This is a genomic window from Candidatus Pseudothioglobus sp. Uisw_086 (assembly GCF_048085745.1).
Lineage (GTDB): Bacteria > Pseudomonadota > Gammaproteobacteria > PS1 > Pseudothioglobaceae > Pseudothioglobus.
Genome location: NZ_CP159803.1, coordinates 1,438,146 through 1,461,167 on the forward strand (window position 1 = coordinate 1,438,146; position 23,022 = coordinate 1,461,167).

The 23,022-nt window shown below is 35.6% G+C and carries 21 protein-coding genes; 13 read left to right on the plus strand and 8 right to left on the minus strand.

Translation table 11 applies throughout. From position 1 onward, the window contains the following. Window positions 1–69: 69 nt before the first annotated feature. The 10 genes from ABXT49_RS07230 to ABXT49_RS07275 all read left to right on the plus strand — a co-directional run bounded on the left by ABXT49_RS07230 (window position 70) and on the right by ABXT49_RS07275 (window position 11,809). Window positions 70–1,500, plus strand: coding sequence for a hypothetical protein (locus ABXT49_RS07230; RefSeq protein WP_416651552.1), 1,431 nt, complete (start codon window positions 70–72; stop codon window positions 1,498–1,500). A 47-nt stretch (window positions 1,501–1,547) separates the two neighbouring features. Beyond that, window positions 1,548–2,798: an ABC transporter substrate-binding protein gene (locus ABXT49_RS07235; RefSeq protein ID WP_416651553.1), complete on the plus strand. Its 1,251-nt coding sequence runs from the start codon at window positions 1,548–1,550 to the stop codon at window positions 2,796–2,798. A gap of 9 nt (window positions 2,799–2,807) precedes the next feature. Beyond that, window positions 2,808–3,683 (plus strand): ABC transporter permease, encoded by an 876-nt coding sequence (locus ABXT49_RS07240; RefSeq protein WP_416651554.1) that lies wholly within the window; start codon window positions 2,808–2,810, stop codon window positions 3,681–3,683. Between the two features lie 5 nt (window positions 3,684–3,688). Beyond that, a complete protein-coding gene (locus ABXT49_RS07245; protein WP_416651556.1) occupies window positions 3,689–4,552 on the plus strand; it encodes an ABC transporter permease in 864 nt (287 codons plus the stop codon). Window positions 4,553–4,579: 27 nt separating this feature from the next. Continuing rightward, a complete protein-coding gene (locus ABXT49_RS07250; RefSeq protein WP_416651558.1) occupies window positions 4,580–5,635 on the plus strand; it encodes an ABC transporter ATP-binding protein in 1,056 nt (351 codons plus the stop codon). Beyond that, window positions 5,628–7,571 (plus strand): alpha-L-arabinofuranosidase C-terminal domain-containing protein, encoded by a 1,944-nt coding sequence (locus ABXT49_RS07255; protein WP_416651559.1) that lies wholly within the window; start codon window positions 5,628–5,630, stop codon window positions 7,569–7,571. The genes ABXT49_RS07250 and ABXT49_RS07255 overlap by 8 nt, the downstream gene beginning before the upstream one ends. A 329-nt stretch (window positions 7,572–7,900) precedes the next feature. Continuing rightward, window positions 7,901–8,917, plus strand: coding sequence for a glycine betaine ABC transporter substrate-binding protein (locus ABXT49_RS07260; RefSeq protein WP_416651561.1), 1,017 nt, complete (start codon window positions 7,901–7,903; stop codon window positions 8,915–8,917). 157 nt (window positions 8,918–9,074) lie between these two features. Beyond that, window positions 9,075–9,977 carry an ABC transporter permease gene (locus ABXT49_RS07265; RefSeq protein WP_416653555.1) on the plus strand — a complete coding sequence of 301 codons (903 nt, stop codon included), beginning with the start codon at window positions 9,075–9,077 and terminating at the stop codon, window positions 9,975–9,977. A 9-nt stretch (window positions 9,978–9,986) separates the two neighbouring features. Continuing rightward, complete coding sequence (locus tag ABXT49_RS07270) at window positions 9,987–11,021, plus strand: quaternary amine ABC transporter ATP-binding protein (RefSeq protein ID WP_416651563.1); 1,035 nt, start codon at window positions 9,987–9,989, stop codon at window positions 11,019–11,021. Then, window positions 11,021–11,809: an SDR family oxidoreductase gene (locus tag ABXT49_RS07275; protein WP_416651565.1), complete on the plus strand. Its 789-nt coding sequence runs from the start codon at window positions 11,021–11,023 to the stop codon at window positions 11,807–11,809. The genes ABXT49_RS07270 and ABXT49_RS07275 overlap by 1 nt, the downstream gene beginning before the upstream one ends. 18 nt (window positions 11,810–11,827) lie before the next feature. Here ABXT49_RS07275 and ABXT49_RS07280 read toward each other — a convergent pair whose 3' ends face one another. The 6 genes from ABXT49_RS07280 to ABXT49_RS07305 form a co-directional block, all read right to left on the minus strand. Further along, window positions 11,828–12,466 (minus strand): c-type cytochrome, encoded by a 639-nt coding sequence (locus ABXT49_RS07280; RefSeq protein ID WP_416651567.1) that lies wholly within the window; start codon window positions 12,464–12,466, stop codon window positions 11,828–11,830. A gap of 86 nt (window positions 12,467–12,552) precedes the next feature. Continuing rightward, a complete protein-coding gene (locus tag ABXT49_RS07285; protein WP_416651568.1) occupies window positions 12,553–12,864 on the minus strand; it encodes a c-type cytochrome in 312 nt (103 codons plus the stop codon). A gap of 80 nt (window positions 12,865–12,944) precedes the next feature. Continuing rightward, the gene (locus ABXT49_RS07290) at window positions 12,945–13,730 is read right to left on the minus strand and encodes an enoyl-CoA hydratase-related protein (RefSeq protein WP_416651570.1); all 786 of its coding nucleotides are present in this window, start codon (window positions 13,728–13,730) and stop codon (window positions 12,945–12,947) included. Window positions 13,731–13,753: 23 nt separating this feature from the next. Continuing rightward, window positions 13,754–15,811, minus strand: a complete 2,058-nt coding sequence (locus ABXT49_RS07295; RefSeq protein ID WP_416651572.1) for an acetate--CoA ligase family protein — start codon at window positions 15,809–15,811, stop codon at window positions 13,754–13,756. Window positions 15,812–15,817: 6 nt separating this feature from the next. Next, the gene (locus ABXT49_RS07300; RefSeq protein ID WP_416651574.1) at window positions 15,818–16,975 is read right to left on the minus strand and encodes an acyl-CoA dehydrogenase family protein; all 1,158 of its coding nucleotides are present in this window, start codon (window positions 16,973–16,975) and stop codon (window positions 15,818–15,820) included. A 29-nt stretch (window positions 16,976–17,004) separates the two neighbouring features. Further along, window positions 17,005–17,532 (minus strand): thioesterase family protein, encoded by a 528-nt coding sequence (locus ABXT49_RS07305; protein ID WP_416651575.1) that lies wholly within the window; start codon window positions 17,530–17,532, stop codon window positions 17,005–17,007. A 94-nt stretch (window positions 17,533–17,626) separates the two neighbouring features. Between ABXT49_RS07305 and yihA the strand changes: the two genes are divergently transcribed. Together yihA and ABXT49_RS07315 are read left to right on the plus strand one after the other, a co-directional pair. Further along, window positions 17,627–18,232: a ribosome biogenesis GTP-binding protein YihA/YsxC gene (gene yihA, locus ABXT49_RS07310; protein ID WP_271556506.1), complete on the plus strand. Its 606-nt coding sequence runs from the start codon at window positions 17,627–17,629 to the stop codon at window positions 18,230–18,232. Continuing rightward, the gene (locus ABXT49_RS07315) at window positions 18,222–20,726 is read left to right on the plus strand and encodes a PD-(D/E)XK nuclease family protein (RefSeq protein WP_416651577.1); all 2,505 of its coding nucleotides are present in this window, start codon (window positions 18,222–18,224) and stop codon (window positions 20,724–20,726) included. Before yihA ends, ABXT49_RS07315 begins: the two co-directional genes overlap by 11 nt. Here the strand turns inward: ABXT49_RS07315 and ABXT49_RS07320 are convergent. Further along, entirely contained in the window at window positions 20,688–21,767 is a 1,080-nt protein-coding gene (locus ABXT49_RS07320) for a polynucleotide adenylyltransferase (RefSeq protein ID WP_416651579.1), read from the minus strand. The two genes, ABXT49_RS07315 and ABXT49_RS07320, sit on opposite strands and share 39 nt — an antisense overlap. 54 nt (window positions 21,768–21,821) lie before the next feature. Between ABXT49_RS07320 and msrB the strand changes: the two genes are divergently transcribed. Then, window positions 21,822–22,193, plus strand: a complete 372-nt coding sequence (msrB, locus tag ABXT49_RS07325; protein WP_416651581.1) for a peptide-methionine (R)-S-oxide reductase MsrB — start codon at window positions 21,822–21,824, stop codon at window positions 22,191–22,193. 34 nt (window positions 22,194–22,227) lie between these two features. On the opposite strand, the gene ABXT49_RS07330 is transcribed toward msrB, so the two are convergent. Continuing rightward, entirely contained in the window at window positions 22,228–23,013 is a 786-nt protein-coding gene (locus ABXT49_RS07330) for a sulfite exporter TauE/SafE family protein (RefSeq protein ID WP_416651583.1), read from the minus strand. Between the last annotated feature and the right edge of the window lie 9 nt (window positions 23,014–23,022).

The following is a 23,022-nucleotide window of genomic DNA, read 5'->3' on the forward strand; positions in this document are numbered from 1 at the left end:
TTTATTATAACTTTACTATGTGATATGATATCATTTTGACTCTTCACTAAATTCGGATAAATTAAATAAATGACAGTAAAGTTAAATATTGGATACGTGGCTACGGCAATTGCTCCCTACTATTCAAATGAGTATAAAGTTAGAGAGAAATCAGAAATTGCTCTGAAGAAATTACTCAGTAATTTTGATGTAAATTTTATTCCATTTCATAAAACTATCTTTTCAAAAAAAGATTCAGAAGAGGCTGAGCAATTTTTTAAGAATAAGATTGATTTCTTACTTCTACAAACAAGTTCATGCAGTGCAGGTGAACAGTTGTATCCTCTATGCAACATTACAGACAAAATAGGTGTATGGGCAGTTCCAGATATTGAGACCGAAGGTGATGTTAAGCTTCATTCTTTAGTGTCCACAAGTCATTATCTGGCAATGATAAAAAAAGTTTTATCGGATAAAGATATTACAACTAAGTGGTTTTACAATTATGCAGATACTGATGAGTTTATAAACAAATTTTCCGTAACAATTAGATCATTGGTTGCTTTAAAGAAAATGAAGCATGCCAAAATAGGTCTTGTAGGAGGCATATCTCCTGGCTTTGACAACATGAAGGTTGACCAATCAATTATTAAAAAAAATATTGGATTATCAGTTGAAGAGTCAACAATCAAAGAGCTAGTTAAGATTGCTGATAGTTTTGATCAAAAAATTATTGATAGTGAGGTTATAAAAATTAAAAGTGCAGCCACTAGTATTTCGGTCTCTAATGATGATTCATTTAACAAGGTTACGCGTATTTATTTTGCTTTAAAGAAAATGAAGGAAGATAATAATTGGGATTCTATGGCTGTTCAATGCTGGTCCCAGATGCAAGAGTTATACGGGGTTGCTCCATGCATGGCTTATGGCTGGTTGGGAAGTGAAGATGGGATTGCAGTATCATGCGAAGGAGATGTTCAAGGATCTATGAGCATGCTTCTTTTGAACTACATCTCAAATGCGGAAAAATCATCTACATTATTAGATTTAGCAACATTTGATAAAGAAGCAGATGCTGTACAAATGTGGCATTGTGGCGTATCACCAAGACATTTTTCAAACGAAGATGGTATTAAATGGGTAGATCATACAACCCTTGGAAGAAAGACCGATAAAAAATATGGCGTTGCAGGTGATCAAGTGTTTGCTCCTCAAGAAACTACAACTACATACATAAGCAATAACGCTGAAAGAATATTGGTATTGAATTCTAGTATTTTTGAGCATACAAATAAGGGCTTTGATGGAACTAGAGGATGGTTTAGAAATATCCATTTAAATCGAAAAAAGATAACTTCAGAAAATTTAGTAAACACCTTAAATATGGTTGGTCATGAACATCATTATGCGGTCGGACAAGGTGATTACAGTAAAGAATTAATAGAATTTGCAGCTTGGAATAAATTAAAGCTAATAAAAGAAATTCCCTTGGTAGATTACTTATCTCCATTGGATAACTAATCAAATAAATGTTTATTTGATAATTTGTAACTAAAAAAGGAGATACGATGAATAATAAAATCAAGATAGTATCCATTGCCATATTTAGTTTACTTTTTGCCAAAATAGCCTCAGCTGAGGTTGCCCCAGGGTTTAATAACTGGGACGACGTCGAAGCTGCAGCAAATGGTGGACAAGTCAACGTTTATATGTGGGGTGGATCAGATGCAATTAATGGCTTCGTAGATGATTTCTATGGCGCGCCTTTAAAAAGTGACTACAACATTACTTTAAATAGAATTGGTGTTGCAGGAACTGTTGATGTGGTTAACCAGGTTTTAAGTGAAAAAGAAGCTGGCATCACTGGAGATAATGGTAATGTTGATTTGATCTGGATCAACGGTGAAAACTTCTGGACTCTAAAGCAAGCAGACCTTCTGTATGGTCCATTTGCTGCTGGATTACCAAATAGTAAATTTGTTGCATGGGATAACCCTGCGGTAAATTTAGACTTTGGAAGACCAGTTGATGGTATGGAAAGTCCTTGGTCAAGTGCGCAGTTTCATTTTATGTATGACTCAGCTAGAAACGACTATGAAGACATGCCAAGAAATTATGGTTTTCTAACTAAATGGATTTCTGACAATCCAGGTAGATTTACATATATCAGACCTGGTAAAGGTGGATTTGTTGGAACGAGATTTGTTAAGCAAATTTTCTTTGAACTAAGTGGTGGCCAAGAACAATGGGTTGGGCCATACAATGAAGAGCTATACAACAAGTGGGCTCCAAAAGTATGGGCTCTATTAAATTCTTGGGAAGCTGATCTTCATAGAGATGGTGAGACTTATCCAACTAATAATGCTGAACTACATGCATTATTTGCTAATGGTGAAGTTGATATGAGTTTTACTCAGTCTCCAAGAGGAGCAGGACCAACAAACTCTGCTGGAACAACACCTCCAACGTCTAGAGCTTTCGCTTTTTATGACAACATGATTGGTGATTTCAATTACTGGGCAATTCCATACAATGCCCCTAATAAAGCAGCAGCGTTAGTTTATGCTAACCTTGTTTTAGAGCCTACTCTGCAAGCTGCTCAAGTTCAACCTGCCAATGGTTTTTGTTGTGGCTGGGGAATCAGCACTGCAAAAGTAACAAGCTCTGATGGTGTTGCTGCTATTCAAGATGCTCAAAATAATCTTGGTGATGCCGCGGAAGATCAAGGAATATTAGCGCGAGCTCTTGTTTCAGATATTGCTGCTGAGTATCAAGATAAAATTGAAGCTGACTGGCAAGCAAATGTCCTTCTAAAATAGGATATAAGAATGGGCGGAGATAAATTAAAAATTGTACTTTCTTTAACTCCGCCCCTTCTAATTATTGGTACATTGTTTTTTGGAGGAATACTATATGGATTTCTTCAAAGTCTTGGCTATCAGCCAACTATTGGAAGATATGATCTTAATTTTGACGCATACTATAACGTCATGTTTTCTGAAAGATATGCAAAGTTATTCTGGTCAGGCCTAGCATTAAATCTATGGGTTAGCTTTGTTAGTACCTTTTTAGCTGCAGCATTCGCTTTATGGGGAGCCTTATCTATTAGAAAAACTTTTTTTGCAAAAAAGATTTGTAATTTTATATTTTCCTTAAATTTACCTATGCCTCACCTAGTAGTTGCAGTAGGGATGATTTTTGTTTTCTCTCAAAGCGGATTATTAGCTAGATTTTTTACTCAGATAGGATTTATTGCATCACCAAGTGAGTTTCCAATCTTAGTTAAAGATAAATACGGCTTCGGAATTATCTTGGCCTATATATGGAAAGAAGCTGCATTCTTTTTTATTATATTAATGTCAGTTCTTCAATCTCTTGGAGAAAATTTTGAAGAATTAGCTCAGAGCTTGGGTGCTAATAAATGGCAAAGATTTAGATATGTCATTCTTCCCCTGGTAATGCCAAATTTATTTTCTGCCTCAATAATTGTTTTTGCATTTAGCTTTGGAGCATACGAAGTTCCAGCAATTCTTGGTGTTAACTACCCTCAAATGCTTCCAGTAATGTCCTTAGATTTCTTTCTCAATCCAGATCTAAACGCGAGAAGTGAAGGAATGGCTCTTAGTATGATTATTGCATTTATTGTAATGGTTTTAGTTGTGATTTATTTCCGACTAACGCAAAGCAAGATTAGAAAAGATTAATTTTTATGGATACTAATTTAAAAAAAACAAACATTTATGCAATTTATTTAGGGGCGTTCATTCTAATTCTTCCCTTAATTGCTTTTTTTATAAATGCATTTTCATTTAGATGGTTTTATCCCCAACTTATTCCTAAGGAGCTTAGTTTACAAGCCTGGGTAAGACTTAAACTAATTCCAAAAGAAGGCCTTAGGTCTCTAGATGGTTTTATAGACTTGTGGCTATCAAACCCCGTAATTATTAAAGCGCTAGTTAATAGCGTTACAATTGGTGTCATTGTTACTATTGTCTCTATTATTATTGCATTGCCAGCAGCAAGAGTACTGGGTCTACTTAATTTCAGATTTAAAAAACTTATTATTTTCATCATGATTTCTCCTACCATTTTGCCTCCAATAGCATTTGTACTTGGATTAAACATTAACTTCATTTCATGGGGCTTCTCAGGCAGCTTCTGGGGTGTTTGCTTGGTACATTTAGTTCCAATAATGCCTTATGTAGTTCTAACAATGACTGGAATTTTTGCTAACTATAATCCTGACTTTGAACACCAAGCTAGAACATTAGGTGCTAATAAATTCAGAACCTTTTATTTGATTACACTCCCAGCAATTGCACCAGGAATGGTAGTGGCTGCATTATTTGCTTTCTTAGTTTCTTGGAGTCAATATTTATTAACTTTCTTGATTGGAGCTGGAAAGATTATGACACTCCCGCTGCTTGTATTCTCAACAGCCTCATCTGGAAATCCAGCATTAACAGCTGCAATATCAATCGTATTTATCTTTCCAGCAATAGTAATTTTGTTCTTTACCTCTAAATTCGTCTCAGGAGATTCTTCTGCGACATCTGGATTTGGAAAACTTTAATTAACCATAGATAAGGCTACATAGAAGATGAGTGATTTAAAAATTTCAAATTTATTTAAAAGCTTTCCTGGAATGGATAGGCCTGCAGTTAACAACGTTAGTTTAGATATAAAAACAGGTGGATTAATAGCTTTTTTAGGCCCATCTGGCTGCGGAAAGACAACAATATTAAAAATGATTACAGGATTATTTCCACCTGATAGTGGAGATATAACTCTTAATAATGAATCTCTACTGCCAATTCCTACAGAGAAAAGAGGGGTAGTTATGGTCTTTCAAAACTATTTATTATTTCCTTATATGAACGTTAATGAAAACGTAGGCTTCGCACTCAAAATGAAGGGCATGGATAAAGGGGAAATTGATAAAAAGGTTAAGGATATGCTGGAGCTAGTTAAACTGCCAGATATTGGTGACAGGAGACCCAAACAACTATCAGGCGGTCAGCAGCAAAGAGTTGCACTGGCTCGTGCGTTAATTTCAAAACCAAGACTACTATTATTGGATGAGCCATTAAGTAATCTTGACGCGCATCTAAGAGATGAGATGAGAGAATTAATTGTAACTATTCAGCAAAAATTAAATGTCACAACAGTTTTCGTAACCCATGACCAAGAAGAAGCAGTTCTATTGGCTGATAATATTGCGTTAATTTTTGATGGTGAGCTTCAAAGTTTTGCATCTCCAAAAGAATATTATGAATCGCCAATTAATGAAAGGGCTGCAAGATTCTTTGGTGGCGTTAACTTTCTAAAATCTACAATAAAGAATCAAGAAATTGATACAGAGATTGGGGCTTTAAATTACAATCAAAAAAATAAAAAAGACTTGAATAGTAATCATTTACTTACAATCCGACCTGAAAATATAAAGATATCAAAAACCAATACTTTTAAAGAGAATTACTTTTCAGGAATTGTTACATCTATTATTTTTTCAGGAACAAATACTAGATACAAAATTAAAATTAAAGATATTATCCTGGACTGTTCTGTCCAATCTGTAGGTAATAAAGAGATATCTAAGAATGATCAAGTCTTTGTCCACTTGCCCGAAGACAAGATATGGGCGATGAATGATTAAATCAAAAAATAAAATTCTATTTAATATAGACGAAGGCATAGGCAAACTTTCTCCTCATATGTTTGGTGCTAATCTTGAGCACATTGGTGAAGCAATATATAAAAATGGTGTCTGGGCAGAGGTCATTGAAAATAGGAAGTTTTGTGGCGCTGATAAATTTACTTGGGAAACAGGAGTCGCGCATGATCATTTAGATTTTGGAATTATAAAACCCTGGCAAGGTTTTAATCCTTCGGCAAAGCATGTCATGTATGCTCATTCAAATTCTGAATTTGTAGTTAAGGGTGAAGAACAAATAAATAGGTTTGGCAGTGGTAAACAATCTCAACAAATTACCATAAGAGAAAAAAGTGAAAAAAATAGAGGTATTAAACAGCCTATAAACGTAAATTTTGTTGATGAAGCGCATCAATTTAGCATAATGCTAAAAGGGACTGGTCAAAAAGTTTATATACAAATTGGTGAATTAAATTTTGTTATAAAAAGTCGCTCTAAGTGGTTTGAATTTAAAAAAAATATTAAGTTTAATGATTTAAAAACAAAAAAAACTTTATCTATTTCAATTAATAGTGATGAATTATTTATCGCCAATTGTTCTTTAAAGCCAAAAAATACAAATTTTGGTTTCAGGAAAGATATCACTAAATTAATTAAAGAATGGGTCCCTAGTTATCTAAGGTGGCCAGGTGGAAATTACCTATCTGGCTATAATTGGATTAATGGAATTGGAGATAAGAATTATCGTCTACCTTTTTATGACTATGCCTGGTATGAATGGGAAAACAATGATGTTGGAACTGATGAATTCATGCAGTGGTGTGAGTATATTGGAAGTGAGCCAATGATAACGATGAATACAGGCAATGGAACTCCTGAAGAAGCCGCTTCTTGGATTGAATATATCACCGGATCAACCAAAACAAAATATGGCAAACTTAGGGCAAAAAATGGAAGAGTTAAGCCTTATGATCTTAAAACCATATTTATTGGTAATGAAATGTTTGGAGGCTGGCAAATTGGTCATACAGATGCAAAAACCTATGCTCTTAAATATAATAAATTTGTAAGAGCAATCAAGAAAGTTAATCCAAATTTAAGATATATTGCAGTAGGAGCTTGTGCGGATCATTTTGGTCATTGGAATGAAATAGTATTGAAAAATATCAGAGAAAGAGTCGATGAATTAAGTGTTCATTATTACTCTATAAGAACTGAAAAAGATAAAACACATCCTCATTACACCTCTAGATACATTCCTACAGTTGCTGCGTCAACAGAAGTAGAAGTAATGCTAGATAAAACAATTGCTGAAATCAAAAAATATACTAAAAAAAATATTACCATTGCCTTTGATGAGTGGAATACCTACGTAGAAGCTGAACATCCAAACTATATTGAAAATTATAATATTTCTGATGCATTATATGCGGGCTCTTTATTAAATGCTTGTATTAATAGGGGTGATATGATTACAAATACTGGGGTGTATCACCTTATTAATGTTATGGGTAACTATAGGATAGACGGTCAAAAAATATGGAAAACTCCTACTACTTTAGTATTAGAATTATTTACTAAATATCACAAAGGAGAAATACTTAAAACGTCTGTAAGTAGCCCTACTTTTTCATCTCCCGCACTTGGAAAACAGCCAGTATACAAAAATAATAAATTAATAGATGCTTCAGCTACCCATGATCAAAATCAGGTATGTCTTTCAATAGTAAACAAATCAGAAAAAGAAAGTTTAATAGTTTCAATACCCCAACATAAGAAGATAATAGCAAACTATTTAGTTAATGGCAGCTCACCAACTGACTTAAATGACAAGAAAAATCTAAATAAAATAACTATTAAAAAAAATCAATTAGAATATGGTGAAGATTTTGTTGAAATCCCACCTCATTCATTCAGCCTAATATTGATGAAAGTATAGACATATTAAATTGCCTAAATTGGAATAATTTATGGTGAAATGAATAAGTAAATTTCCCTTATCACCATTACTAAATAACCCTTTTTAATTAAATTTAAAGCATCTTTTAATGATTGCTATCGACTCTAAATAAATAGAATTATCATTAACTTAATATCTCTATTATTTTATTAACTTAATATCTCTATTATTTTGTTAATATAATTTTTTTAATAAAAACAATATGTTGAATAATTTAATATAATTCAACTTGCACTGAAATTTTATATATACTAAAAATCAATCCTTATATTTAATAAGGATTTTGTTTTAAAACCTAAGGAGAAAAAATGAAACTAATAAATAAACTATTAGCTATCTCAGCTATTTCAGTTGCTCTAATGCCAGGAGTTGTCAGTGCTGACTGCGGTAAGGCAAGACTAGCTGATTTTGACTGGAGTAGTGCTAATATTCATACTGCTATTGCTGGCTTCATCTTGGAGCATGGTTATGGGTGTGAAGTTAGTATAACTAAAGGAAGTACAACACCTATTATGGCTGCGCATTATGATGGACAGCTTGATGTAGTTACTGAGCTTTGGTATGACAACATTAAAGATACTTTTGATGGTCATGAAGCTGCAGGAACAGTAAGAAACCTAGGAGTAAATACTCCTGACTCTCAGCAAGCATTCTATGTTGATAGAGCAACTGCTGATAAGTACAATCTTACAAATGTTCTTGATATGAATAATCCAGAAATTGCTGCGTTATTTAGTGATCCAGAAAATCCATCAATGGGAAGAATGACAAGTTGTATTGGTGGCTGGACTTGCTACACAATTAACCTTGTTAAACAAAAAGCTTATGGACTAGATAAATACTATACTAACTTTGATCCAGGTTCAGGTGGAGCACTAGATGCAGCAATCGCAGGTGCGTTTGCTAAAAAGCAACCAATCTTTACTTACTATTGGGCGCCAACTGGTCTTATGGGCAAGGTTGATCTAGTTAGACTAGCAGAGCCTCCATTTAATGCTGAGTGCTGGGCATCTATGCAAGTTGTTGTTGAAGACATCAAAGCTAATGGAACAGATGCATGGGTCCCTACTTGTGGAGTTGAGTACAGAGACATGTCACTAGACAAGTCAGTTCTTTCTTCATGGGCGGATTCACACCCTGCAGAGACTGCATTTTTAGAGGCTTATAGCATACCAACTGCGCAAGTTAACAGACTACTTGCATTCTATGAAGATGAGTCAGATGGTGACATGGAGCTAACTGCAATGGAGTACTTAGCGAATGATGATTCATGGAAAGCTTGGGTACCAGCAGACGTTGCTGCTAAAGTATCTGGAGCTCTATAAGTTAATCTTAATATAAAAAAGAGCTCACTTGTGGGCTCTTTTTTTCATCAAAATCATTATGATAAGAAAAATTCTCACATACTTTACATTCCCAATATTCTTTGTATGGCTTTTAGTCGTCAGTTATAACTCATCGAAAAGAAAGCCCGATAGCGTTATGGAGCTATTTACTGATTTAAGTTGGCTCTATGACTGGCCTAAATGGTTAGATATTCCTCTAATGAAATGGATTAATGACGGCTTTAAAGTCTTTAATGAAAAATATGGAATTTACTTCGAAGTAATCAACGATTTTCTTCTTGGTGCAATCCTATCTCTTAAGAAATTCTTAATCGTTTTACCTTGGCCAGTAGTCATTGCACTCGTTGTTGCAGTTGTCTTCTTTTCTAGTGGCAGAAAAATAGGAACCACCGTTTTTGTTGGGTTCTGTACATTTTTTATAGGCTTCCTGCATCCAAAGTTTTGGGATAAAGCCATAGAAACAACCTCTATTATGATAATTGGAATTATTATTTGTATTATTATTGGTATTCCATTGGGTATTGCAATGTCTCGAAATAATAAAGTTCGAAATGCAATACTGCCAGTTCTTGATTTAATGCAAACAATTCCAAGTTTCTGTTACCTGATTCCAGGGATTATGCTTTTTGGATTGGGTGCTGTTCCAGCAATTATTGCAACCGTTATTTATGCGGTTCCCCCATTAGTCCGATTGACTGATCTTGGAATTACCCTAGTTGATACCGAAGTTATTGAAGCAGCTGAAGCATTTGGGGCTAGCCCGAGACAAAAATTACTTGGGGTACAGTTACCTCTTGCCCTACCGAATATTATGCAAGGAATCAACCAGTGCACAATGATGGCACTAGCTATGGTTGTCATTGCCTCAATGATTGGAACTCGAGGCCTTGGCGATGAAGTTTTACTTGGACTTCAACAGCTAAACGTTGGAAAAGCAACTGAAGCCGGTCTTGCAATTGTTCTATTAGCAATCGTGTTAGATAGAATTACTCAGGCTTACGGTAAAAGAATACAAGATAGAAATAAACCACCAGAATAAACCACTATTATGTCAAAAATCGAAATTAAAAATATTTATAAAATATTTGGTCCCCAGCCTGACCAGGTTTTATCAATGGTCCAAAATGGAGCAGATAAAGAACAAGTTCTAGAAGAAACTGGACATACTGTTGGCTTAGATAACGTTTCGTTATCTATCGAAGAAGGTGAAATTTTTGTTTGCATGGGCTTATCTGGCTCAGGTAAGTCGACTTTGATTAGGCACATTAATAGATTAATTGATCCTACTGCAGGACAGGTTCTTGTAAATGATGTCGACGTATTAAGTTTAGATGAGAAAGAAATTTTAGAGTTCAGAAAAAAAACCATGAGTATGGTTTTTCAGCGCTTTGGATTATTCCCTCACAAGACAATTATTGAAAATGTGGCTTATGGACTTGAAATTCAGGAGGTTCCTGAAGACAAGAGAAAAGAAATTGCCCAAGGTCAAATTGATGCCGTAGGGCTCCAAGGATTTGAAAACCAATACCCAGCTCAACTATCTGGCGGAATGCAGCAAAGAGTTGGACTTGCAAGGGCTCTTGCAACTGACCCACAAATCCTTCTAATGGATGAAGCGTTTAGCGCTTTAGATCCTTTGATTAGAAGTGAAATGCAAACTCAACTAGTTGATCTTCAATCAAAACTTAAAAAAACGATTGTCTTTATTACTCATGACCTCGATGAATCCCTTAAACTCGGCGATCATATAGGAATCCTAAATGGCGGACGGTTGGTTCAAGTTGGTCGCCCAGAAGATATTATCCTCAATCCAGCAGATAATTACGTTAAAGCTTTTGTTAAAGACGTTAATCGCTCAAAAGTTTTAAGAGCGAAAACTGTGATGACAAAAATTGATAAATTTGATACCTCTGGCATTAACCCATCATCAACATACAAGTATGATGAAGATACCTTTATTGAAGAGCTAGTCCCTAAGGTTTTGAAAGATAGATCAACTATTGAAGTTATTGATAAAGATGGAAGCACAACTGGGTACATCTCATCTGACGAACTCTCTGAAGCCTTAACAAAAACAAAGTAATGTCTCGGGGTAATTTCGTTAGTAAAAATATAATCATTTCAGCCTCAGCTGATGGACTTGGTTGGTGTATGGCTTCTGATTTGATAGATCAAGGCCACACAGTTTACTTATCTGACATTAATCAGCAAAAAATTGATGAAGTTCATAAGCATCCACTTTTCAATAAAAGGGTATTTATTGATAATGTTAATGCTGGGAATCCAGAGTCAGTTAAGTCATACTTTAAAGCCCTTTCTCAAAAAATTACAAGTATTGATGTCCTCATAAATAATGTTGGTATTGCTGGTCCTACTGGACCAATGGAAGACTTAACAATTGAGGCCTGGAAAGAAACGATTGATATAAATTTAAATAGCCACTTCTACTTCACTAAGTTTGCAATACCACTTTTAAAGAAGAATAAGGGGGGTTCAATTATCAATCTATCTTCAACAGCTGGACTATTTGGATTTCCATTAAGAACACCTTATGCTGCTAGTAAATGGGCCATCATTGGAATTACAAAGTCACTCGCCATGGAGCTCGGTGAATTCGATATTAGAGTAAATGCAATTTGCCCAGGGTCAGTATCAGGCGATAGAATTAATCGTATTATTGAGGCAAAAGCTAAATCAATAGGCTCTTCTGAAAAAGAAGTAAAGGAAGATTTTGAGGCAATGGTCTCGCTTAAGACTTTTGTTAACAAAGAGGATATAGCAAACATGGCGAGCTTCTTAATATCAAATGAATCAAGTAAGATTTCTGGTCAAATAATGACAGTAGACGGCAACACTGAGAGAATGGATTAAGCTTTAGCTTTCTCTAGTTTAGTAAAGTCCTGCTATATATTGCGATAGAGCTTCAATTTCAACTGTCGTTAAACCTTTAGCAACATTCACCATCATCTCATTTGCTCTAGAAATATCTGTAGAGCCTGTTTGTTCATTTATAGAATATTGACGAAACGCTTTTAACTGAGACGCAGTATATTCTGCATGCTGAGCACTGATTGCAGGGAAACCTGCAGTTGGAATACCTAAACCTTTAGCTCCATGACAAGCAATACAAGCTGTCGTTTGAGTATCCATTTTCCCACCAACATAAATCTTACGTCCAAGCTCGAGAGTTTCAGCATCTGCATTCGCGCTGTTTTCACTAATAGTTTGGATTGAGTAGTAAGCTGCAATGTCCATCATATCTTGCTCAGAAAGCATTCCAGCAACACCAGCCATCATTGCATTCTTTCTTTCACCTGACTTAAAGTGCTGTAATTGTTTTATAAGGTAAGCCTCACCTTGACCAGCTAACTTAGGAAAAGAAGGAATGGTGCTGTTACCTGCAAGACCATGGCAACCCATACATGTTGCAGTCTTTACCTGACCTGCCTCAGCATCACCTGCAGCAAAAATAGGACTAGTAAAAGAAGCAATTAATATATAAGCTAAAACAATAATGGTCTTTTTCATTCTTAATCTCCAAAAAATTCAAGGAAATTATACGTGAAAAATAACGGCATCGTAAACTTCAATTAGGACAGTTTTATGGGCTAATATTAGTATTTAGAATTTTGAATAGAAAGGTATTCAGCAATCGAGCGTTCAAACCCTTCAGCCATTGGAGCCATTGCATTCATGTATGAATTCTGACGTTCACCTGACTGAAAATATTCTAATTGCTGAACAATCCAATCAGCATCTTTTCCAGCTAAAGAAGGTGCATTTTCATCTGTCGAATGTCCATTTTGGCCATGACAACTTACGCAGCCCAAAGCACTATACATTGCTTCACCTTCACTATTGGCATTTGAGCTTAGGGAAAAAATAGCTAAAGCAATTGTGACCGATGTTAAAAAAAATCTTTTCATTGAAACTAAGTCCCAACATAATTCATTAACTGAATTATACCCATATCTAGTTTGTTAAAAACCAGGAGTATTGTTAGCAATTATTTCCCCTTCCAGACTGGAGATCTCTTTTCAGCAAAAGCTTTAGGACCTTCTTTCGCATCTTCAGAATTCAACATCTTCTGATAAGCCTCAATTTCTCCAGATCGCATAACTTTATAAGCTCCTTCCAAATCCATTTGATCTGTTTTTCTTACAACAGATTTTATGGCTGCTAGAGAAAGTGGTGCAGACTTAGCAATTTGATGTGCCCACTCTATTGCTGAATTTTCTAATTCGCTTAACGGGCAGCTTCGATTAACTAGTCCAAAGTGTTTTGCTTCATCTACGGCCATTCGTCGACCTGTCATGAGCATGTCCATTGCTACTGCTGATGGCAATCGTCGTGGCAATCTTAAGACGCCTCCACTATCAGGAATAATGCCTAGAGTAGCTTCAGGAACAAAAAACTCTGCACTATCTGCTGCAATTATAAGGTCAGCTGCTAAAGCTAACTCAAAGCCTCCTCCAACTGCTAGTCCATTAACTGCGGCAATGACAGGTTTATCAAGATCCCACAGCTCTGTTAACCCAGCAAAACCACCCGGCCCAAAATCTGCATCAATTGCCTCTCCCTCAGATGCGGCTTTTAAATCCCAACCACCACAAAAAAAACGATCACCTGCGCCTGTAATAACAGCTACTCGTAATTTATTATTATCTCTAAAACTAATAAATGCATCACCTAGCGCATGACTTGTTTTAGCATCAATTGCATTAGCTTTTGGTCGGTCCAAGGTAATCAACATTACGTCATCATAGATTTTGCAATTAACACTATTGTTCATAAATTTCCCAATTAAAAGCCTAATTAGCCTAAGTTTAACTTAATAAGTGTATCGACAGCAATTACTCCACTCCCTCTCTTTAATACTAATAATGGATTAATATCCAATTCATAAATATCATTTTCACTGACTAGTTTGACAGTAGCCATTACGCAATCAATAATCATCTCAACGTCTCCTTCTGGATTACCTCTATAACCGTTAATTAAAGGAAAAACTTTTAATTTTGATAAGGCTAGAGAAACATCCTCTCTATTAACTGGAAATAGAAGTGGAATACTTTCTTTGAAAAGCTCAACCAAAATTCCACCACTTCCAATAATAATATATTTTCCAAAGATTGGATCAAGGCCGACACCAACAATCAATTCAGCAACTGAATCTTCCACCATTTTTTCAATAAGAAGGGATGAGCCAATCTTAAATAAATCCTGGCAAGCCTTCTCTAGTACTAAAGGATTATTTATATTTAGCACAACAGCACCCAGCTCTGTTTTATGTGCCAATTCAACGTCTGAAACCTTCAGTGTTATAGGGTAATGTATTTTTTCAGCGGCCATTAAAGCCTCAGAGGTGCTAGTAATAATTTTTCCATCTGGCACAGAAATTCCATATTTTTTCAACAATTTCTTGCCTTCAAACTCTGTTAGAGTTGAAATTTTAGAAGAGCGAGATAACGAGCGTAATATCTCTATCGATTGCATTGAGCTCTTCTGAAAAGCGAGTCCAATTCTATAAGAGTGATTAAGAGCCTTTAAGCAAATATCCAGCCCTATCATAGGCGCGATACCATATTTTTGGCATTCCTTAATAATTCTTTTAGGCATACAATCTGCTATTGAAGCTAATACTATAGTCTTCTCACGTGTCCCAGAAATCGCATCAGAGAGAGCCAATAAAGTTAAGTCCCAATCTTTTTGTTCTGATTCTTGCGTTCTTGGCCAGTCCAACAACAACATTGTTGCAGCAAAATTGCCACTAATCATCTGCTTAAAGCATTCTGAAGTTCTTTTTCGGTCACCCCAAATAAAGGTATGGTAATCAAGTGGATTATCAACCTCGACAAAATCATTAAGCGCTAGTTTAACTCTATCTTTATGACGATCGTCAAGGCTAGGAAAGTTGATATCCAGTCCATCAATCAAATCGGCCATCATTCCTGCCTCTCCACCAGAGCAGCTCATAGATGCAACACCGTTATGGTCAATGGTTCCTACAATACTTAGCAATTTTAAAGTTTCTAGGAACTCTGGAACAGTATCCACTCTAGCAATCCCTAGTCGCTCAAAAAATACATTAAAAAGTTGGTCCAAGCCTGTCATTGAGCTGGTGTGACTGAGTGCAATCTTTGCAGAAACATCAGTTCGTCCAGACTTAATTGCAACAATTGGAATTTTTTTATCAAGGGCTCTTCGAGCAGCAACATCAAACGATTTGATATCAGAAATTCCTTCGATATGAAGGCCTATTGCACTGACTCTATTGTCATCGAGCATCGCATGAATAATATCTGCAATATTTGTATTTGTTTGATTGCCAAGAGTAAACATGTAGGCAATTGATAGCCCGATTGATTGCATTGTAATGTTTAGACCTATATTGCCACTCTGTGTAATAATTGCAACCCCACTCGAAACTGGCTCACAACCATGAACATCAGGCCACAAAGCAACTCCATCAAGACTATTGATAAAGCCATAACAGTTCGGTCCAATTAATGGCATGCCATCAGCAGCCTCTACCAGCCTCTGATTTCGTTTTATTCCTTTTTCTCCAAGCTCTCCAAAACCAGAAGCGTATAAAACTGCTCCACCACCTCCAATCGACTTTAAATCAGCAACGATATCTATAGCAGACTCTGCATTAACTGCTATAAACGTAGCATCCGGAGCCTCAGGAAGATCTTTAATATCTTTGTAACACTTAATTCCCTCAAGAAAATCTAGAGTTGGATGGATTGCCCAAATTTTCTGGTTATAGCCTAATTTTTTACTTTCTCTAATCGCAAAATTTGCACCACGATTTCCAATCACAGCTATTGATTTTGGTGATATTAGCCGACTCAAATTAGTTCTACTCATAAAGGACTACTCAAATGGTCTTAGTAGTGACCTTGAGATGATGTGTCTTTGAATTTCACTCGTACCATCCCAAATTCGCTCAACTCGATGGTCTCGCCATATTCTTTCCAACGGGAGCTCTTCCATCAGACCCATACCTCCAAGTATTTGTATGGCTTCATCAGAAATCATTGCAAGAGTCTCTGTAGCTTTCAGTTTTGCCATTGCAGCATCACTATTAGTCATTACTCCTTGCGTATCCTTCCATGCAGCTTTTAAAGTTAATAGTTTTGCAGCATGAAGCTCCATTGACATGTCAGCAAGCTTAAAAGAAACTCCTTGAAATTTACCAATCTTTTGACCAAATTGTTCACGCGTTGCAGCCCATTCTGTTGCAATTTGCAGTGCTCTTTCAGCTCTGCCAAGACACATTGCTGCAACTGATAATCGCGTAGCGCCAAGCCACTCATTTGCCACATCAAATCCATGGTCTACCTCACCTAATACTTGAGATTCATGGACACGACAATTATCAAAATTAAGAATAAAGTTATGATAACCCCTATGAGAAACACTTTTGTATCCAGGCTCTACAGAAAACCCTGGAGTACCAATATCCACCAAAAAGCTAGTTATTTTTTTCCTCTCCCCTCTGGAAGTCTTCTCAGTTCCAGAAGCTGCAAATAAAATAACGTAGTCGGCCACATCCGCATGGCTAATAAAATGCTTTGAACCATTAATTACAAAAAACTCCCCATCTCTCTCTGCCTTGCACTGCATGGATCGAACATCTGACCCTGCGTTAGGCTCTGTCATTGCAAGACATTCAACTTTATCTCCTCGAATCGTTGGAATTAAATAATCTTCAATTTGCGCTCCTTGGCAAGCCAGCAATATATTACTGGGTCTTGCTACAATATACTGAAGGCCAAAATTTGCCTTACCTAACTCCTTCTCTAAAAGGCATAAAGTCAAAGTATCAAGACCACCGCCCCCATGTATTTCTGGCATATTACTAGAATAAAGACCTTGATCGATTGCCTTTTTTTTGATATTTTCAGCTAGGGATTTGTTAATTTTATTACTTTTTTCAACCTCGTCTTCGTGAGGATAAAGCTCTTGCTCCACGAAACTTTTAACTGAATCGATAATCATTTCTTGCTCATTAGAAAGGCCAAAATCCATCTCTACTCCTACAATTTAATTAACTTACTTTATTTTTTAATCGACATAATGCGGCCTTTTTGCCTTGGTATAGGCAATTTTTGATGATAACCCCAAATCTTTAAAAGTATATCTTCAACAGCTGGCTCAATCTGGCATGCCTTCCCTTTATTCATATCTACGTGAACAAGCATTTGCTCAGTTGTAGCTAATAAGTCACCACTTTTAGCATGGAACATTTGATGAAAAATATGAAGCTTTTTTGCATCTAAACCAAGTAATTGAGTAGTAAACTTAAGAGGCTCTCCCTTTGAAACTTCCAAATAAAAGTTTATATGCGTTTCAACAGTATAGAAAGACTTGCCTGCTAAGCGGTAGTCATTATCAACCCCAATGTATTGAAATAAAGCATCTGAAGCATCGCCAAAAGCATACAAATAGAAAGACTCGCTCATATGACCATTGTAGTCAATCCAATCTGGATGAACTTCAGCTTGATATAACTCCAGAGGAGTATTAAGCTTATCCTCTAGAGAAAAGTATTGGTACTTTCTTTTAAGATATATTTCATTATCCATATGATGTCAGAATACCTAATAGAATTAGAATGTAATGAGATGTCAATTAATAAAGATTATATAATGACAATGTCTGCACCGAACTACTTGAATTATGCATAATTTCTATCGCAAAGCAAAGTTTCTTTTATCCTGTCCATCCATTAAAGGTTGTCCAGAAGATGCTGGATATGAAGTTATTTTTGCAGGTCGTTCTAATGCAGGTAAATCTAGTGCAATTAATACACTCACAGAACAAAAAAAATTAGCAAAAGTTAGCAGAACTCCTGGTAGAACTCAGCATTTAGTATTCTTTGAGCTTGATAAAGATCGAAGACTAGTTGATTTACCTGGGTATGGATATGCCAAAGTTCCAGATGCTGTAAAACAAAATTGGCATAGAAATATGAGTGAATATTTTGACAATAGAAAGTGCATGCGAGCTGCAATACTTGTAATGGACTGTCGCCATCCATTAAAGCCCTTTGATCAAATGATGCTTGAGTGGTCTATCACTAATAAAGTCCCTACAAATATTTTACTAACAAAATCTGACAAACTTAAAAAGGGAGCTGCAAGCTCAGCTAAACTTGCTGTCATGAAAGCAATCAAAGGTTACCCATCAATAAGTGTTCAGCTTTTCTCATCTCTGAAAAAAGAAGGGGTGCCTGAACTTTGTAGTTATCTTAATAAAATATTTGAAGTGAGTAATGAGGGTTAACCTAGACCTTTCTTTAATTAAAGCTAACGATACAATTATTGTCGCGAACAATCGCCAAGTCTTAGCAATCAAGAAATCAATATCTAAACTTAATGGCACCTCAAAAATGCCAAAAGTATCTTCCTATAAATCATGGCTTGAAGGCAACTGGAATCAAAATAATCCATCAAGAAGTTTGCGCCTGCTAACTCAATTTGAAGTAAGATTTTTATTAAAAGAAATTAGTAAAGAAGATGTTACAAGCAATCCTGAAGCATTTATTGATGAGCTAATTAAGTGCTACACAATTTGCAAAACTTATTTTATTGATATAACTGAGTTATCAAGCTTTGGTGCAATTCCTCCTAAGCTGTTTATAGGCTGGATAAGTAAATATGATAAGTTTAAAACGGCTAATAAGTGCATCGATCATACAGATCTTTTTCGTGCTTCACTAAAATCTCTAAAAACTCAAAATAAAGAAGAGAAATATTATTCTTACGGCTTCAATGAGCCAACGCCTGAGCAAAAAAAACTTTTTGAAATATTAAAATGTAGGCCTATGTTGCATCAAGGTCAAAATAACACTATTCCTGCCTTCTCTTTCAATAACCAAGATACTGAATTAAAGACAATAGCAAAATGGGCAAAAGAGATTAGTATAAAAAATCCAGATAAAAAAATTGGAATTGTTATCCCAAATTTAAATGAATTACAGCATATTGTTAAAACTATTTTTGATCTTGAATTTACTTCGACCCTAATCGAAACTCATCAAAAACCATACAATATTTCTCTTGGAATACCGCTTGGACACTACCCACTCATTCAACATCTTTTCTCTATTTTACAAATTTCAACTCAATTTATCAAGGGTCATATTAACCACGAATTATTGATCAAGGTTGTTACCTCGCCCTATATTAAAGGCGCGAAGAGTGAGCGAGATAGTCGCGCGTTATTAGTCTCTAAAGTTTTAAAAATTGGCGCCACAGAGAGCAGGCTTAATAAGATCCTTTCTCTTTTAGATAAATGCCCATCACTTAAAGAGATTTTTATAGAAATAAATACAATTAATACCTCAAAAACTATATCTCTTGAAGATTCCCTTGATTCTGTCAACTTATTACTTTCTTGTTGGGGCTTTACTTCAGATAGAATCTTATCTAGTAGTGAATATCAGATCTTTGAAAAGTATCAAACTGAAAGTTTAATTCTAAATAAACTATCAATTTATTATAAAAAAACAAACTTAGTGAACGCTTTAGATATCTTAAGTGCCCATATAAGTGCTGTTATTTTTCAACCAAAGAGTGGTTTATCAAATATTCATATAATGGGCTCTCTTGAGGCTGAGGGTTTATTCTTCGATCATGCATGGGTATCGAGCATGACAAGCAACTTCCTTCCAGGGCGAATAAAAATGCCATTATTCATTCCATCAAAGACTTCAATTGAGTATAAACTTCCAAATTCAAGCTTTGAATTAGTTACTAAAGAAAGCAAAAAAACATTAGAAAACTTAAGTAATTTAAGTTTTGATACTACATATAGTTACCCAAAGAACTCAAGTAATCGTGAAGAGCTTCCTACTCCATATTTAGACTTTGATGAATTTCCTTTCGAAGTTTTATCTGAAGATTTACCTAGAGATTTAGAATATATTGAAGATTTTAAAGCATCTAAAATTATTGAACTTTCCATAAAAAAAGGGGTTAAAACGCTTCAAGATCAGATGAGTTGTGGGTTTAAAGGATTTATAAACCGTCTTAGTATTGATAACTTTGAAGAGCCACATATTGGTATAAGCCGACTTGAACAGGGCAATTTAATCCATAAGATCTTAGAAACTTTCTTCAATGAGATTACAACCAGCACAAAATTATTGCAACTTTCTGATAATGAGCTTACTTTATTAATAGAGAAACATACTGAGTCTGCAATTTTGAAAATACCCAATTCAAATTTTAAGATCAATGAAAAAAATAGGCTTTTAGCAATTATTAATGAATATCTTGATCTTGAGAAGCAGCGAGATTACTTTGAAGTGCTAGAGACTGAATCAGCATCTGAAGTTAATATTGAGGGCTTGAAGTTTTCAACACGTATTGATCGCATGGATCAAATGGCTTCTGGCACAAAACTCATCATTGATTATAAAACTGGAAAAAATATTAAAGCAAGCCATCTCACTGGAGATCCTTTAAAGGAGGCTCAGCTGCCTATTTACGCAATAACGAATTCAGTTGATGGAATCTCATTTGCAACTATTAACTCTAACAATTGTGAATTTAAGGCAATAACAAAGAATAAATTTGAACTTCCAATAAGTAAACAGGCGAGTAATAAAATGCCAGATTGGGACAGTCAATTGACTGAATGGAAATCAAGCTTAATCTCAGCTAGCCAAAATTTTCAGTCAGGTGTTGCTAGCGTCTTGCCTGCAAAAAATGCTTGCGACTACTGTAATTATGACCTACTCTGTAGAATCGATAAATCTAGTAATAATCGATAGTCTTTCTTGAGCTATCTCTTGTGCAATATTGATATTAGCAAGTTTCGAAATCTGAATTGATTTAAGAAGCTCAAGTAATTTAATTATTGGCTTTGTATTTATATCTAAGTAATCAAAAGCTGTCAGAATTATTTGAAACCTTTTATGACGCCTTAAACCATCATTCTTTAAGTAAAAATTTAAAACCTCTTGAGGATTAAATGACAAGAAATTCATTGCAAAATGACTCCATTCTGCAACGAGTTCAGAAATTTGTTGGATATCTTTTGGACACTTAAGATGCTCACAAAGCGCTTCAATATTTTGAGAGTTTTGCTTATAAAGCCAAAGAGCAAAGGAGACTTCAGGTTGCTTGATTGATTGATTGAGTAGCTTAAAATCACTATTATTACTAAGTTCTAGCATTGGAAATAACCTTTCATATGCGCCAGATTCAATCAAAACTTCAAAAAATACAGACGGAGACTCTGTCTGCATTGAAAGAGCAATTTCTTTAAAAACGCGCTCTGATGTTAGAGCGTCGACTTCACCAGAGACAACCATTTTTTTTATTAGCTCTAGCGTCTTATCGTCAATAGTAAAACCAAGATTAGAGAAGCGAGATGCAAAACGGGCAGTACGTAATATGCGTACAGGATCTTCTGAAAAAGCATCAGATACATGACGAAGCGTTTTCTTTTTTATATCTTCTATTCCGCCATATGGATCAACGTAACTTCCATTGCCATCTATTTTTTGAGCAATTGCGTTAACTGTTAGATCCCTCCTTGAAAGGTCTTGCTCAAGTGTTACAGTCCTAGAAGTGTCAAATTCAAAGCCAGTATAGCCTGCGCCGACTTTACGCTCAATTCTTGCGAGTGCGTATTCATCATGAGTCTCTGGATGGAGGAATACTGGAAACTCTTTTCCGACCTGACGATAGCCCAGTGATAAAAGTTCCTCAGGGGATGAGCCAACAACAACATAATCCTTTTCTGTTGTTTCGGATGCTATCCCTAAAATCTGATCTCGAATAGCGCCGCCTACTAAATATATTTCCATAATTATTAACTGCAGATTTTAAAGATGACTGTAAATTTATCTTATAATACACGAATGGATAATAAGAAGAATATATCACCCGAAGCTTATCACATTACTCAAGAATGCGGTACTGAGCCTCCATTCTCTGGTGAGTATTATAATCATAATGAGACAGGTCACTATCATTGTATATGCTGTGACGCATTGTTATTTGAATCGAGTACTAAATTTGACTCGGGAAGTGGATGGCCAAGTTTTTATGAACTTGCAAACAGTAGCTGTGTTCGCCAACTAGAAGATAACTCTATGGGCCATGTTAGAGTAGAAGTTAGATGTGCGTCTTGTGACGCCCACTTGGGCCATGTTTTCCCTGACGGCCCTCAGCCCACTGGAAAGCGATACTGCATTAACTCTGTTGCTTTAAATTTTACTGACGATAAGTAATGGCTTGGTCAATATAAATCAAGCCTGTAGACATTTAATAAAATAGAACCATAGCAGCTAAAAAACCTAGAAAAATTGAAAACCCTTTTTTAAGTTTTTTACTATCAATAGCATGGGTTACCTTTGCTCCTAGTGGCGCAAAAAAAATACTCGTAGCGACAATAGCGACAAGCGCTTCAAAATTGATAAATCCAATTCCACCAGTTGGAAGGGCTTGACTTGAGCCTGTAATCATAAAACCAATACTGCCAGCAATTGCAATTGGCATCCCAACAGATGCAGAGGTTGCAATAGCATTTTTAATATTTACATTGTTATAAACCAAAAATGGTGTTGTCATAGTTCCACCACCAATTCCAACCATAGCAGAAATTAGACCAATAAAATACCCAGTTATTGACCAAGCCCATCTAGATAAATTATCAGCATGGCTTGAAGCAGTAACCCCAAACCATAGAATCAAAGCAACACTAATCTCAAAGAATGCAAAAAATAGCCTTAGAAAATCAAAGCTCATATATTTTACTAATAGGGCGCCAGTAAAAGACCCAAGTAGAATTGTAGGGGCTAACTTTTTAAAATTATCCCAAAGTATTGCTCCGTGCCTTTGATGCGCATAAAGACTAGAAATAGAAGTAAAAACAATAGCCGCCAAAGCAGTTCCAATTGAAGTATGCATTAAGATTGACTGGTCCACGGATGGTGCCAAAAGATATAGCAAAGCTGGAACAATTATTAGCCCCCCACCAACCCCCAATAGACCAGCTAAAAATCCAGAAAATGCGCCTAAAAGCAGCAGAAGAGCAACAAGTTCACTCATAACAAGAGG